The organism is Pseudomonas anguilliseptica (genome assembly GCF_900105355.1).
Taxonomy (GTDB): Bacteria; Pseudomonadota; Gammaproteobacteria; order Pseudomonadales; family Pseudomonadaceae; genus Aquipseudomonas; species Aquipseudomonas anguilliseptica.
On record NZ_FNSC01000001.1, the window covers coordinates 4,914,837 to 4,928,107 of the forward strand.

General features: G+C 61.2%; 15 protein-coding genes and 1 pseudogene. 7 read left to right on the forward strand and 9 right to left on the reverse strand.

The features are described from left to right. The first annotated feature begins 83 nt into the window (after positions 1-83). Complete coding sequence (locus BLW24_RS23945) at positions 84-1,010, forward strand: GGDEF domain-containing protein (protein WP_090387502.1); 927 nt, start codon at positions 84-86, stop codon at positions 1,008-1,010. 62 nt (positions 1,011-1,072) lie between these two features. Here BLW24_RS23945 and rluB read toward each other — a convergent pair whose 3' ends face one another. The 7 genes from rluB to BLW24_RS23980 all read right to left on the reverse strand — a co-directional run bounded on the left by rluB (position 1,073) and on the right by BLW24_RS23980 (position 7,049). Next, positions 1,073-2,269: a 23S rRNA pseudouridine(2605) synthase RluB gene (rluB, locus tag BLW24_RS23950; protein WP_090387503.1), complete on the reverse strand. Its 1,197-nt coding sequence runs from the start codon at positions 2,267-2,269 to the stop codon at positions 1,073-1,075. A 131-nt stretch (positions 2,270-2,400) separates the two neighbouring features. Next, on the reverse strand, positions 2,401-2,580 hold the full coding sequence (locus BLW24_RS23955; RefSeq protein ID WP_090387504.1) for a DUF1289 domain-containing protein: 180 nt from the start codon (positions 2,578-2,580) through the stop codon (positions 2,401-2,403). 33 nt (positions 2,581-2,613) lie between these two features. Next, positions 2,614-3,405, reverse strand: a complete 792-nt coding sequence (gene scpB, locus BLW24_RS23960) for an SMC-Scp complex subunit ScpB (RefSeq protein ID WP_090387505.1) — start codon at positions 3,403-3,405, stop codon at positions 2,614-2,616. Between the two features lie 2 nt (positions 3,406-3,407). Beyond that, positions 3,408-4,106 (reverse strand): segregation and condensation protein A, encoded by a 699-nt coding sequence (locus BLW24_RS23965; RefSeq protein ID WP_167360456.1) that lies wholly within the window; start codon positions 4,104-4,106, stop codon positions 3,408-3,410. Between the two features lie 173 nt (positions 4,107-4,279). Beyond that, a complete protein-coding gene (locus BLW24_RS23970) occupies positions 4,280-5,494 on the reverse strand; it encodes a tryptophan--tRNA ligase (protein WP_090387507.1) in 1,215 nt (404 codons plus the stop codon). A gap of 48 nt (positions 5,495-5,542) precedes the next feature. Then, positions 5,543-6,172 (reverse strand): L-threonylcarbamoyladenylate synthase, encoded by a 630-nt coding sequence (locus tag BLW24_RS23975; RefSeq protein ID WP_090387865.1) that lies wholly within the window; start codon positions 6,170-6,172, stop codon positions 5,543-5,545. A 13-nt stretch (positions 6,173-6,185) separates the two neighbouring features. Beyond that, positions 6,186-7,049 carry a PHP domain-containing protein gene (locus tag BLW24_RS23980; RefSeq protein WP_090387508.1) on the reverse strand — a complete coding sequence of 288 codons (864 nt, stop codon included), beginning with the start codon at positions 7,047-7,049 and terminating at the stop codon, positions 6,186-6,188. Between the two features lie 151 nt (positions 7,050-7,200). On the opposite strand from BLW24_RS23980, the gene BLW24_RS23985 reads away from it, so the two are divergent. The 5 genes from BLW24_RS23985 to BLW24_RS24005 all read left to right on the forward strand — a co-directional run bounded on the left by BLW24_RS23985 (position 7,201) and on the right by BLW24_RS24005 (position 10,606). Continuing rightward, on the forward strand, positions 7,201-7,500 hold the full coding sequence (locus tag BLW24_RS23985; protein ID WP_090387509.1) for a YciI family protein: 300 nt from the start codon (positions 7,201-7,203) through the stop codon (positions 7,498-7,500). Between the two features lie 54 nt (positions 7,501-7,554). After that, positions 7,555-7,956, forward strand: a complete 402-nt coding sequence (locus tag BLW24_RS23990; RefSeq protein ID WP_090387510.1) for an SH3 domain-containing protein — start codon at positions 7,555-7,557, stop codon at positions 7,954-7,956. Between the two features lie 3 nt (positions 7,957-7,959). Then, complete coding sequence (locus tag BLW24_RS23995) at positions 7,960-8,637, forward strand: response regulator transcription factor (protein WP_090387511.1); 678 nt, start codon at positions 7,960-7,962, stop codon at positions 8,635-8,637. 130 nt (positions 8,638-8,767) lie between these two features. Then, entirely contained in the window at positions 8,768-9,178 is a 411-nt protein-coding gene (locus BLW24_RS24000) for a Spy/CpxP family protein refolding chaperone (RefSeq protein ID WP_090387512.1), read from the forward strand. An 84-nt stretch (positions 9,179-9,262) separates the two neighbouring features. Further along, positions 9,263-10,606 (forward strand): sensor histidine kinase, encoded by a 1,344-nt coding sequence (locus BLW24_RS24005; protein WP_090387513.1) that lies wholly within the window; start codon positions 9,263-9,265, stop codon positions 10,604-10,606. On the opposite strand, the gene BLW24_RS24010 is transcribed toward BLW24_RS24005, so the two are convergent. Further along, positions 10,572-11,138 (reverse strand): nitroreductase family protein, encoded by a 567-nt coding sequence (locus tag BLW24_RS24010; protein ID WP_090387514.1) that lies wholly within the window; start codon positions 11,136-11,138, stop codon positions 10,572-10,574. The two genes, BLW24_RS24005 and BLW24_RS24010, sit on opposite strands and share 35 nt — an antisense overlap. A gap of 74 nt (positions 11,139-11,212) precedes the next feature. Beyond that, a pseudogene (locus BLW24_RS26725) lies at positions 11,213-11,583 on the reverse strand (YkgJ family cysteine cluster protein). Between the two features lie 154 nt (positions 11,584-11,737). Here BLW24_RS26725 and BLW24_RS24020 point away from each other — a divergent pair. Continuing rightward, complete coding sequence (locus BLW24_RS24020) at positions 11,738-13,192, forward strand: TrkH family potassium uptake protein (RefSeq protein WP_090387515.1); 1,455 nt, start codon at positions 11,738-11,740, stop codon at positions 13,190-13,192. Positions 13,193-13,271 lie beyond the last annotated feature (79 nt).

A 13,271-nucleotide genomic window follows, 5' to 3' on the forward strand; every position in this document is an offset into this window, starting at 1 on the left:
GCACTTTTCTAGTGATTTTAAGATTGGCACGGAATTCGCTCTAGCCCAGCTATCGTCGCGTATAGCGCTAGAGGTAGAGCTTCATGGCCCCGCACAACCAGTCCAACACCATCGATTTCGACGCTGCCAAATTGCAGCGTCTCGGCTATGCCGGTCGTCTGCAGAAAAATCTCAAGCCGGTCAGCCTGGCGCAACTGCGTCAACAACTGAACCTGCGCCTGCAGACCTCGCTGGAAGCCGAACGCATTCTCGAGCTGTTCTACAGCGAAGTGCAACGCCTGGTGCCACTTAGCGCCCTGAGCTACCAACTGGCCTCCTGCGACCTGCGCCTGGAACTGGGCGAGCGCGGCAACCACTCGGCCGGCTATCGTTTGAATCACTATGGCGAGTTCCTCGGTGAGCTGACGTTCCGCCGCAACCAGCGTTTCAGTGAGGATGAGCTGGGCCAGCTCGAATCGCTGCTCGCCAGCCTGCTGTTCCCTCTGCGCAACGCCCTGCTCTACCGTGCAGCCGTGCAAAGCGCATTGCGCGACCCGCTGACCGAGACCGGTAACCGTATCGCCATGCAGCAAACGCTCAAGCGCGAAGTGGACATCGCTCGGCGCACCCTGCAGCCATTGTCAGTGCTGATGGTCGACATCGATCACTTCAAACGCATCAACGACACCCACGGTCACCTGATCGGCGACCAGGCGCTCAAAGCCGTCGCCAGCGCGCTGAAAGACAGCCTGCGCAATGTCGACATGGTATTTCGCTTCGGCGGTGAAGAATTTATGGTGTTGCTCTCCAACACCAGCCGCGAATCAGCCTCAATGGTTGGCGAGCGTCTGCGCATGGCAGTTCTCGGCATCCAGTACCTGGTGGAAAACCGTGCCATCGAGCTGTCGGTCAGCCTCGGCTGCGCCAGCCTGCTGCCGGGCGAGTCGATGGAAAGCCTGCTGCGCCGCGCCGACAACGCGCTGTACGTGTCCAAGCGCGATGGCCGCAATCGCCTGTCAATGGCTGGCTAACGCCAACGCAGACAATAAAAAGGCGACCCGAGGGTCGCCTTTTTCATATCCACTGCAATGTATTACTCCGGCTTAGGACCGCGACCGAAGCCTGGACGCTGACCGTCGCGGGTCGGCTGGCTGCGGCGCTTGACTGGCGGACCGGCCGGCTTGCGCGGCGGACGCTCAGTCAGCTCAACACTTGGACGCTGCGCACCCGGTTTGGCCGGACGCTTCTTGTTGACGTCACTCGGGCGTTCGGCAACCGGCGTGCCTTTGCCTTGGTCGGCATGCGGCGCACGTGGAGTACGTACCGGACGCTCGCCACGCTCAGCACCCTCACCACGCGCAGGACGCGAACGACCCTGATCACTGCCCGCTGCCGGGCCGCCGCCATGGGCTGGACGCAAAGTCCGCTCCGGACGCGCGGCGCGGCCCACCGGCTTGGCCGATTTGCGTTGCAGGCGGTCGAGCTTGTCGCGAGTCTTCTCTTTCATATCCGGCAAGGCCACCGGCTTGAGGCCGACTTCTTCGCTGAGGATATCCACTTCACGCTGGCTCATTTCGCGCCAGCGGCCCATGCTCAGGTCCGAGGTGATAAACACCGGGCCGAAACGCACGCGCTTCAGACGGCTGACCACCAGGCCCTGGGATTCCCACAACCGACGCACTTCGCGGTTACGGCCTTCCATCACCACGCAGTGATACCAGTGGTTGAAGCCTTCGCCACCCGGTGCTTCCTTGATATCGGTGAACTTGGCCGGACCGTCCTCAAGCATCACGCCGGCTTTCAGGCGTTCGATCATCTCTTCGTCGACTTCGCCACGCACACGCACCGCGTACTCACGGTCCATCTGGTAGGACGGGTGCATCAGGCGGTTGGCCAGCTCACCGTCAGTGGTGAACATCAGCAAACCTGTGGTGTTGATGTCGAGGCGGCCGATATTGATCCAGCGGCCATCTTTCGGCCGTGGCAGACGGTCGAACACAGTCGGACGGCCTTCCGGATCGTCACGGGTGCAGATCTCGCCTTCGGGTTTGTTGTAGATGATCACGCGACGCACGCTTTCGGCGGCTTCTTCGCGGCGGATCACCTTGCCATCAACGGCAATCGCATCGTGCAGGTCAACGCGTACGCCGAGGCTGGCGACTGCACCGTTGACCTTGACGCGGCCAGCGGTAATCCAGGCTTCGATTTCGCGGCGTGAAGCCAGGCCCATGCGCGCCATGACTTTCTGCAGTTTTTCGCCTGCTGGGCTGTATTCTTCGATTTCACTCATCTGGGCACCTCCCGGTGTTTTCTTTAGTGATTAGGACGATCAGGCCAAGCCTATTCGTCAAAGGGGCGCGGAGCATACGCGAAACGCAGCGCAGACGCACGGGTTGAGGCTAGCCGCCTGATCGGTGGCCGTCAGCCTTTGCGCCGACCGATGGTCGCCAAACTCAGCAAACGCATATCGGCTTCAGCCAGCACGGCACGCCGCGCAGCCTTGTCGAGCTTCTTCCAGGCCTTGATCTCGACCTTGCTACGCCCACAACCCAGGCAGATATCGCGCTCGAACTTGCACAGTTTGATGCAGGGATCTTTCACTGCACTGGCGCTTTAACTGATGCGACCTGCTCTTTAGTCAGGCAGTTGTTCTTTATCCAGAGTTGCGTGAGGCTCATCGGCATCGCCACGCTCATCGTCCTGTTCGGGCAAATCGTCGAAGTCGGTCTTCAGACCCTGCTCCATCGAATCGAGTTCAGCCAGCAGGCTGCTGAAGCTGGTTTCCTCACTGACCTCCACCGCTGGCTCATCGGCCAGGGCCAGATCGGCACGTGCTTGCAGGCTCTGCGGCGCCTCCAGATCCTCTTCAAACGCCAAGGCCGGCTCAGGTTCCAGCTCGCGCAGGGCGGCCAGCGGCGGTAATTCGTCGAGGCTTTTCAGGTTGAAGTGATCGAGAAAAGCCTTGGTGGTGGCGAACATCGCCGGCTTGCCCGGCACATCGCGATAACCGACCACGCGAATCCACTCGCGCTCCAGCAGGGTTTTGACGATATGACTGTTGACCGCCACACCGCGCACATCTTCGATCTCGCCACGGGTAATCGGCTGGCGATAGGCAATCAGCGCCAGGGTTTCCAGCATGGCGCGCGAATAGCGTTGCGGGCGCTCCTCCCATAGGCGACCCACCCAAGGCGCAAATTTCTCACGCACTTGCAGGCGGTAACCGGACGCCACCTCGATAAGCTCGAAGGCGCGCCCTTCACAGGACTTGCCCAGGTGCGCCAACGCCTTCTTGAACACCGCCGGCTCCGGCCGCTCGGCCTCTTCAAATAGCTCGAACAGACGCTCCAGCGATTGCGGTTTACCGGAGGCCAGCAGAAAAGCTTCGAGCAGGCTGGCCAGCTCACGAGGTTCGTTAAGGTTCATGCTTATTCAGCCCGCGCACGCACATGGATTGGCCCAAAGGCCTCATTCTGCACCAGTTCAACCAGGGATTCCTTGATCAACTCCAGCACTGCCATAAAGGTCACCACCACGCCGAGTTTGCCTTCTTCAGGACTGAACAGGCTGACAAATGGCACAAACGCGCCACCCTTGAGGCGTTCGAGCACTTCGCTCATGCGCTCACGGGTCGACAGCGCCTCACGGGTGACCTGGTGGCTTTCAAACATATCGGCGCGGCGCAGCACCTCAGCCATCGACAGCAGCACTTCTTCCAGACTGACATCCGGCAGCAGCTTGCGTGCCCGCGCTTCGGGTGCGTCCAGGCGCGGCACCGTGACATCACGGCCAACCCGGCTAAGGCCATCGATACCTTCCGCTGCGGCCTTGTAACGCTCGTATTCCTGCAGACGGCGAATCAGCTCGGCGCGCGGGTCGCCTTCCTCGGCTTCCGCCTCACTGGAGCGCGGCAGCAGCATGCGCGACTTGATCTCGGCGAGCATGGCGGCCATCACCAGGTACTCGGCCGCCAGCTCCAGACGCACCGACTGCATCAGTTCGACATAACCCATGTACTGGCGGGTGATTTCCGCCACCGGGATGTCCAGCACGTCGATGTTCTGCTTGCGAATCAGGTACAGCAGCAGGTCCAGCGGGCCTTCGAAGGCTTCGAGAAACACTTCCAGGGCATCCGGCGGGATATACAGATCCAGCGGCATTTCGGTGACAGCCTGGCCATACACCAGCGCAAATGGCAGCTCCTGCTGCGCATTGGCCTGATCCTGGGGATGGCTATCGGGGTGTTCCTGGGCTGGCACGCTGGACATGGTCACTCTCGAAATTAGATTCAGCGTTAGGTTCAGCGGTAATTCAGACCGAGGGCCAGGCGCACTTCACTCAAGGTTTCCCGCGCTTCAGATCGCGCGCGCTCGGCGCCATCGGCGAGAATCTGCCGGACCAGATCAGGATTGTCCTGATAATCCGCAGCACGCGCCTGCAGCGGTTGCAGTTCCTGCTGCAGCGCCTCGACCAAGGGTGCCTTGCACTCCAGGCAGCCGATGCCGGCGCTGCGACAGCCTTGCTGTGCCCAGTCGCAGGTTGCATTGCTGGAATACAGCTGATGCAACGACCACACCGGGCAATTCCCCGGGCTGCCCGGATCATCACGATGCACCCGCGCCGGATCAGTCGGCATGCGGCGGATCTTCTCCTCGATCGCCGAACCGCTGTCACGCAGGAAAATCGCATTGTTATTGGATTTGGACATCTTGCCGCCGTCGAGCCCGAGCAGTTTGGGCGACTCGCCGAGCATGGCCTGCGGCTCGATCAGCAGAATCTTGCCGCCGCCTTCCAGATAGCCGTAGAGGCGCTCCTTGTCCCCCAGGGTAATGCTCTGCTGGTCCTTGAGCAGTGCCCGCGCGGTTTCCAGCGCTTCAGCGTCGCCCTGCTCCTGATAGGCCCTGCGCAGGTTGTTGTAGAGCGTCGCGGTTTTCTTGCCCAGCTTGATGATCGCCGCCTCGGCCTTTTCCTCAAAGCCTGGCTCGCGCCCATACAAGTGGTTGAAGCGCCGTGCCACATCCCGGGCAAACTCGATATGCGCCAGCTGGTCGCTGCCGACCGGCACCACGCCGGCGCGGTACAGCAGAATGTCCGCCGCCTGCAGCAAGGGATAACCAAGAAAACCGAAGGTGCTCAGATCCTTGCCGTGCAGCTGCTCCTGCTGTTCTTTATAAGACGGCACGCGCTCCAGCCAGCTGAGCGGACAGATCATCGACAGCAGCAGGTGCAATTCGGCGTGTTCAGGGACTTGTGACTGAATAAACAGCGTCGCCGAGCTGGGGCTGACCCCGGCAGCCAGCCAGTCCACCGCCATGTCCATGACGCGCTGGGACAGCGGGCCGACATCGTCGTAATCAGTGGTCAGTGCATGTAAATCAACGATGCAGAAGAAGCATTCATAGGTGTGTTGCAGCTTCACCCAGTTCTTCAGCACGCCCTGATAGTGCCCCAGGTGCAGCAGACCACTCGGGCGCATGCCAGACAGCACGCGGCGTTCAGCGTCAACAAGACTCAAAACGGATTACCTGAATAATCGAAAGAGCCCGATTATATATAGCCAGGCTCAAAGGTCATCCGTAAAAGGCGACGGATCACCGCAACCCACCCGAATCACCTCGGGCTCATCGTCGGTCAGGCTGACCACGGTGGAAGCCTCCAGCCCGCCGAAACCGCCATCGATGATCAGATCGACCTGATGCTCAAGGATCTGACGCATCTCGTAAGGGTCGCTCATCGGCAGCGTGTCACCCGGCAGAATCAAGGTCACGCTCATCAACGGCTCATCCAGCTCGGCCAACAAGGCCATGGCGATCGGATGGCTGGGCACGCGCAGGCCAATGGTGCGACGCTTGGCATGCAGCAGCATGCGCGGCACCTCACGAGTGGCGTTGAGGATAAAGGTGTAAGGTCCCGGCGTGTGACTCTTGAGCAGGCGGAAGGCGGCGGTATCGACCTTGGCAAAGGTGCTGAGCTGCGACAGGTCGCGGCATACCAGGGTGAAATTGTGTTTGTCGTCCAGTTGGCGCAGGCGGCGAATACGCTCTACCGCGCTCTTGTCGCCGATATGGCAGCCCACGGCATAGGAGGAGTCAGTCGGATAGATCACCACGCCGCCGCTGCGGATGATCTCCACGGCCTGCTTGATAAGGCGCGCTTGCGGGTTTTCCGGATGAATCTGGAAGAATTGGCTCACGCTTGGTCCCTGGTCAAATTGCAGTAGGCTGCTGGACATGTTGAAACCGTGCCCACAGGGGCGGTAGATCCTCGGGCACCGGGCGATAGACGCCCAGCTCAGACCACTGGCCTGGCGCGTGGAAATCACTGCCTGCGGTGACGAACATGCCGAATTCCCTCGCCAGAATCGCCAAACTGCCAACCTGTTCGGCCGGCTGCATACCGTTGACCACTTCCAGCGAATGCCCGCCGGCACCGACAAAATCGGCGATCAACTTGCGTCGTTTACTCCGAGTAAAGTCGTACTGCCAGGGATGCGCCAGACTGACCCAGGCATTGGCGCGACGCAGGGTATCGACTGCTTGAGCCAGCTCCGGCCAGTGCTGTTTGACATCGCCCAGCTTGCCCGAGCCCAGCCACTTGCGGAACGCTTCGGCGCGATCCTTTACATATCCGCTGCGCACCAGAAAGTCAGCGAAGTGCGGGCGCGCCGGAGCATTGCCGCTGTCGCCCAGTTCCTGCTGCATGGCCCGCGCGCCTTCGAGCGCGCCCGGCATGCCTTTGGCCTCCAGACGCTTGGCGATTTCCGCAGCGCGCAACCAGCGCCCCTCGTGCAGCTCGGCAATGGCCTGCTGCAGGGCCGGCGCATCGCGATTGAAGGCGTAGCCCAGCACGTGAATGGTCGCGCCGCCCCAGGTGCAGGACAGTTCGATACCGTTGACCAACTGCATACCCAACGCTTGCGCTGCAGCGCCCGCTTCGTCAAGGCCATCAAGGGTGTCGTGATCGGTCAATGCCAGCAAACGCACACCGCGCTCAAACGCCCGCGCCACCACCACAGCCGGCGCAAGGGCGCCATCTGAAGCGGTGCTGTGGCAATGCAAATCAACATCCATAAGGGGCGCTTTCCGAGTCATTTATGTTTGTTATTATGCCGCCAGATGTGGATTCTTGCTGGCTTGCGCCGATATTTCCTCGACTTTGCCTAAGCAGGCTGCTTTTCTCCCCTGGCGCTGGTCCGCGCCAACCACCGAATTAAGGATTGAGATGCTTTACGCAATCATTGCCACCGATGTGCAGAACTCCTTGGAAAACCGCCTGAATGCCCGCCCGGTACACCTGGCACGCCTGGAGCAGCTGAAAAGCGAAGGCCGCCTGATCCTCGCCGGCCCACACCCGGCAGTCGACAGCAATGATCCAGGCCCAGCGGGGTTTTCCGGCAGCCTGATCGTCGCGGAATTCGAATCGCTGCTGGCCGCGCAACAGTGGGTCGATGCCGACCCCTACCGCGCCGCCGGGGTATATGCCTCGGTACTGGTAAAACCTTTCAAACTGGTCTTGCCTTGAGCCAATCCCTTCGCTGAATAACCCATAACAACAATTACAAAGATAGGAGTTCCGATGCGTCCAGGCCCGCTGTTTCTGCTCTTGACCCTGTGCTTGCCGGCCGTCACCCAGGCCGAGGAAAGCCCGCCGCAACCATTGGCAGAAGCCACTTCGGCGCAGACGCAGATCGATGAACTGGAGCAGCGACTGGCGCTCAGCGAAGAACAGCGCCCAGCCCTCAGCACCGAGCTGCAGAACAGCAGCAACGAACGTGACACCGTACAGTTGCAGCGCCTGCGCCAGGAAAACCAGCGGCTCAAACTGCAGCTGAAAAAAGCCCAGGCCAGCCCCCCTCAGCTACTGATCAGCGAACAGCAGATGTGGTTTGCCACGGGCGCCGGAGCCGGCCTGCTCGGGGTAATTATCGGCGCGTTCCTGCGCCGTGGCCGCCGTTCACGCAGCGAGTGGCTCAACTGACCCATGAGTGACCTGCTGTTAATCGACGACGACGTCGAACTCTGCGAACTACTGACCTGCTGGCTGACCCAGGAAGGCTTTCAGGTCAGCGCCTGCCATGACGGCCACAGCGCCCGCAGCGTCCTCGCCAAGCACAGCCCAGATGCCGTGGTGCTGGACGTGATGCTGCCCGATGGCAGCGGGCTGGAACTGCTCAAACAGTTGCGCAGCGACCACCCGGAACTGCCCGTGCTGATGCTCTCAGCGCGCGGCGAACCACTGGATCGGATTCTCGGCCTGGAGCTGGGCGCCGACGATTACCTGGCCAAACCTTGCGATCCTCGCGAGCTGACCGCGCGCTTGCGCGCGGTCTTGCGCCGCAGCCTGCCGGCCAGTCCAAGCAGCCCGCTCGATCTCGGCGACCTGCATTACAGCCAGGCCCGCGGCACCGTGACCCTTGGCGAACAGGAAGTGCTACTGACTCTCTCGGAAAGCCGCATCCTCGAAGCCTTGCTGCAACATCCGGGCGAACCGGTGGATAAACAGGAACTGGCGCAACTGGCCCTCGGCCGCAAACTGACCCTGTATGACCGCAGCCTGGATATGCATGTCAGTAACCTGCGCAAAAAACTCGGCCCGCACACCGATGGCCGCCAGCGTATTCTCGCGCTGCGTAGCCGCGGCTACTACTACAGCGTCTGAGCCGTGGTTGTGTATATCAGCCACATCAAGCTCTTTACCTAAGCTTTACCTTGCCCTGACGGCCCTTGACCTTGACCGCCCTAGACTGGGCTCATCCGGTGTTTACCGGTTTCAGACAAGGAGACACACCATGCGCAAGACCCTTACCGCAGTACTGCTCGCCCTGACCCTGCCGACCCTGGCTATGGCCATGCCTGAAGGCGGCCCGCGGCACGGCGGCGGCGAGCACGGCTCCCGCATGTTCAAAGAGCTCGACCTGAGCAAAGAGCAGCAACGTGAAATCCGTAAGCTGATGGGCGAGCAGATGAAAGGCCGCCATGAGATCACCAAGCGCTACCTAGACAAGCTGCCGGCGGCAGAACAGAAAGCCATGCAGGACGAATTGCAGGCCGCCAAGGACAAACAGCACAGCGCCATCCGCGCCCTGCTCAAGCCCGAGCAGCAGAAGGCCTTCGACGAGCACCAGAAGAAGATGGAAGAGCGCCGCGCCGAGCACCAGGCGTTCAAAGCCTGGCAGGCCGAACAGGCGAAAAAGAACTAACTCGGGCACTGTTGCCTTTACGCCCATCAGGCTGCAAAGCCTGATGGGCGTATGCATTTCCACCACAACGACTAAGGAGCCATCGTGCGGTCACTGTTCTGGCGCATCTTTGCCAGCTTCTGGCTGGCTATTGCCCTGGTAGCGGGGTTGTCAATGCTGCTTGGACGCATGCTCAATCAGGACGCCTGGTTGCTCAGCCAGCACCCTGGCATGGATGACCTCGCCGAGAAGTGGACGCAGCGTTATGAGAAGAACGGTCCACGCTCCGCCCAAGCCTTGCTTGAGCAACGAAAACGCAAGTTCCGTATCGATGTACAGGTACTCGACGACAGCGGCCAAGCCGTGGTCAAAGGCACCTTCCCTCCTCGTGCAGCAGCCTTTGAGGCCCGCCATCGCAATGAGAAACGCCTGCCCTGGCGCCGCCTGAGTGTCGACTACACCAGCCCGCACAGCGGCGAAACCTATCTGTTTATCTACCGCATCCCGATCCCCGAAGTCGCCGCGTGGCAGCGCGAAAGCCTGCTCTGGCCGCTGAGCGCACTGGCTATCGCCATGCTGGTACTGACCCTGTTCAGCCTCTGGCTGACGCTCTCCATCACCCGCCCGCTGAATCGCCTGCGCGGCGCCGTGCACGACCTGGGGCAAACCGCTTACCAGCAGAACAGCCTGGCACAACTGGCCGAGCGGCGTGATGAGCTCAGCGTACTGGCGGCCGACTTCAACCGCATGGGCGAACGCGTACAAGGTTTGATCAGCAGTCAACGTCAGCTATTACGCGACGTGTCCCATGAGCTGCGTTCACCACTGGCGCGCCTGCGCATCGCTTTGGCGCTGACCGAGCGCGCGGATGCTGCCGCACGGGAACAATACTGGCCGCGCCTGAGTCAGGAGTGCGACCGCCTGGAAGCGCTGATCAGTGAAATCCTCGCCCTCGCCCGCCTCGACGCCGAACCGGGCGCAGCGCAGCCGATCAACCTCGACGAACTGCTGCATAAATTGCAGGACGACGCGCGCCTTGACGCCCCAGAGCAACAGATTGAGATTCAGCTGGAAAGCGGCCTGCAGCTCAACGGCTGGCCAGACATGTTGCAACGCGCGATGGACAACCTGTTGCGCAACGCCCTGCGCTTCAACCCGATTGGCCGGCCCATCGAATTGACAGCCAGCAGAAGCGCCGAGCAGCTATGCCTGAGCGTGCGTGACCACGGCCCTGGGGCTGCGCCTGAGCTGCTGACGCGGCTTGGCGAACCCTTCTTCCGCGCGCCTGGTCAGACCAGCAGTGGTCATGGCCTGGGCCTGGCCATCGCCCGCCGCGCGGCAGAGCGGCATGGCGGGCAACTGGAACTGAGCAACCATGCGCAAGGTGGCTTTATCGCCACCCTGCGCCTGCCGCTTACTCAGCCGAATCAGGCGCCGACCAGGCCCTGACAAAATCATCGACCTGAACCTGCGGCACCGCACGCAACTCGCGCTTCGGGGTACCGAGATAGAGATAAGCAATAACCTGCTCATCTGCGCTCAGCCCCAGGCCGGCAGCAACCTGTGGGTTGTAAGCCATATCACCGGTGCGCCAGACCGCACCGATGCCTTGCGCATGGGCCGCCAGCAGAATGCCGTGGGCGGCGCAGCCAGCCGCCAGCACCTGCTCCTGCGCCGGTACTTTCGGACTGGCCTGCACACGAGCAATAACCACCACCAGCAACGGCGCACGCAACGGCATGGCACGCGCTTTGGCCAAGGCTTCAGGGCTGGCATCGGCAGGTAATGCACTGGCAAACAGCTCGCCCAACTGCTTCAGCGCTTCACCTTCAACCGTAAGAAAACGCCAGGGCCGCAACTGGCCATGGTCAGGCGCACGCAGAGCGGCGCGAAACAATAGCTCACGCTGCGCAGCATCGGGGGCCGGCACAACCAGGCGCGGCGCGGAAACACGGTTTAGCAACGCATCAAGAGCGTCCATCAGCCACCTCGGTAATTGAAACAGGTGGCCATTCTAGTGCCTGCGCGCAGCTGAGGGGCAATCCACACAGTTTCTCAGGCTACCCGCTCGGGAGAAACGCTCGGCAACACCGGCGGCATTAACGGCGGCAAGCCGTGTGCACTGCGGGCTGCATCGCAATGCGGATTGTGCTCGCCATTGACCCAGGAGGCCTCGAATTCGCGACAGGTGCTGGAGCGCTGTTCATACAACGTAGAGCGCCCCCCTGGCCAACTTCCCCCAAAAGGGCGTTACAACGCGTGGGTTTGCTTTCCGTGCCACGCATGGCAACACGATGCGGGGTAATCAGCACAACCTGATCGTCCGGCATCAAACCACCGGCCGATTGGCACTCACCCCAGAAGAAAGACACACGAAAATGCGCGCAGCAGGCGCCACAGCTCAGACAAGGATTGCTATCGGACATGATGGAAGACTCAGAAACCGGCAAGGGCCGGCACCTGGCGGCTATTCTATGCAGCGCCAAGCGCTTGTAAAGCACGCAATGTGGCCGCTCTGTACAGCGGCTACAGCGCGCGTAGAATAACGCCCCTTTGCCCTACAGAGCCCGAGCCGACTCCATGTCATTGCCGACACTGCGCATCATTGCTTTTATTCTCGGCATATTCCTGATCACTCTGGCCGTCAGCATGCTGATCCCCATGCTGACGCTGCTGCTGTATTCACGCACCGACGACCTCAACGCCTTTCTCTGGTCCAGCCTGGTGACCGCCGCTGCGGGCATCGCCATGGTCATCCCCGGGCGCCCCAAGGACGCGCAGCTGCGCCCGCGTGACATGTACCTGCTGACCACCGGTAGTTGGCTGGTGGTGTGCATCTTCGCCGCCCTGCCGATGGTGCTGATTCACCATATCAGCTACACCGATGCCTTTTTCGAGACCATGTCCGGCGTTACCACCACGGGCTCAACCGTGCTGGCCGGTCTGGATCACGCCTCACCCGGCCTGCTGATCTGGCGTTCGATGCTGCAGTGGCTGGGCGGTATCGGCTTTATCGGCATGGCGGTGGCGATTCTGCCGCTGCTGCGGGTCGGTGGCATGCGCCTTTTTCAGACCGAATCCTCCGACTGGGGCGAGAAGGTCATGCCGCGCTCGCACATGGCGGCCAAATACATCCTGTTTATTTACCTGAGCCTGACCCTGAGCGGCTTTCTCGGCTTCTGGCTGGCCGGCATGACGCCCTTCGATGCCATCAATCATGCAATGACTTCGATCTCCACTGGCGGCTACTCGACCTCGGATTCATCGCTGGCCAACTGGAACCAACCGGCCGTGCACTGGGTGGCAGTGGTGCTGATGATTTTCGGCGGCCTGCCCTTCACCCTGTATGTCGCGACCCTGCGCGGTAACCGCAAAGCGCTGTTCAAGGATCATCAGGTACGCGGCTTTCTCGGCTTTCTGCTGGCCACCTGGCTGGTGTTTGGAACCTGGCTGTGGCTGCACTCGGATAACAGCTGGCTGGATGCGTTTCGCATTGTCGCGGTGAATGTCACCTCGGTGGTCACCACCACCGGCTATGCCTTGGGCGATTACAGCACCTGGGGCAGTTTTGCCGTACTGCTGTTCTTCTACCTGACCTTTGTCGGCGGCTGTTCGGGCTCCACCTCCGGCGGCTTGAAAATTTTCCGCTTTCAGGTGGCCTATGTACTGTTGCGGGCCAACCTGCAGCAACTGGTGCACCCGCGTGCAGTGATCAAGCAGCAGTACAACAATCACAACCTCGATGAAGAGATTGTCCGCTCGCTGATCACCTTTTCGTTTTTCTTCACCATCACCATCGGCGTGATCGCTCTCGGTTTGACCCTGCTTGGGCTGGACTGGATAACCGCGCTGACCGGCGCAGCGACAGCGGTGTGTAACGTCGGTCCCGGTTTGGGCCCGATCATCGGCCCGGCGGGCAACTTCTCCAGCCTGCCGGATGCGGCCAAATGGCTGCTGACCATCGGCATGCTGCTTGGTCGCCTGGAAATTCTCACCGTACTGGTGTTGGTAACTCGGGCATTCTGGCGACATTAAGAACCTATTGGCCGGGCGATTAGCACGCAAGCCCGGCCCGACACCCTAGACTCTTGCTATTACTGGAACGGAACCCGCT

Excerpts from the sequence above, each read along its gene's own strand:
- BLW24_RS23945 (WP_090387502.1), top strand. The coding sequence starts at position 84 with ATGGCCCCGCACAACCAGTCCAACACCATCGATTTCGACGCTGCCAAA.
- rluB (WP_090387503.1), bottom strand. The coding sequence starts at position 2,269 with ATGAGTGAAATCGAAGAATACAGCCCAGCAGGCGAAAAACTGCAGAAA.
- scpB (WP_090387505.1), bottom strand. The coding sequence starts at position 3,405 with ATGAACCTTAACGAACCTCGTGAGCTGGCCAGCCTGCTCGAAGCTTTT.
- BLW24_RS23980 (WP_090387508.1), bottom strand. The coding sequence starts at position 7,049 with ATGGATGTTGATTTGCATTGCCACAGCACCGCTTCAGATGGCGCCCTT.
- BLW24_RS23985 (WP_090387509.1), top strand. The coding sequence starts at position 7,201 with ATGCTTTACGCAATCATTGCCACCGATGTGCAGAACTCCTTGGAAAAC.
- BLW24_RS23990 (WP_090387510.1), top strand. The coding sequence starts at position 7,555 with ATGCGTCCAGGCCCGCTGTTTCTGCTCTTGACCCTGTGCTTGCCGGCC.
- BLW24_RS23995 (WP_090387511.1), top strand. The coding sequence starts at position 7,960 with ATGAGTGACCTGCTGTTAATCGACGACGACGTCGAACTCTGCGAACTA.
- BLW24_RS24000 (WP_090387512.1), top strand. The coding sequence starts at position 8,768 with ATGCGCAAGACCCTTACCGCAGTACTGCTCGCCCTGACCCTGCCGACC.
- BLW24_RS24010 (WP_090387514.1), bottom strand. The coding sequence starts at position 11,138 with ATGGACGCTCTTGATGCGTTGCTAAACCGTGTTTCCGCGCCGCGCCTG.
- BLW24_RS24020 (WP_090387515.1), top strand. The coding sequence starts at position 11,738 with ATGTCATTGCCGACACTGCGCATCATTGCTTTTATTCTCGGCATATTC.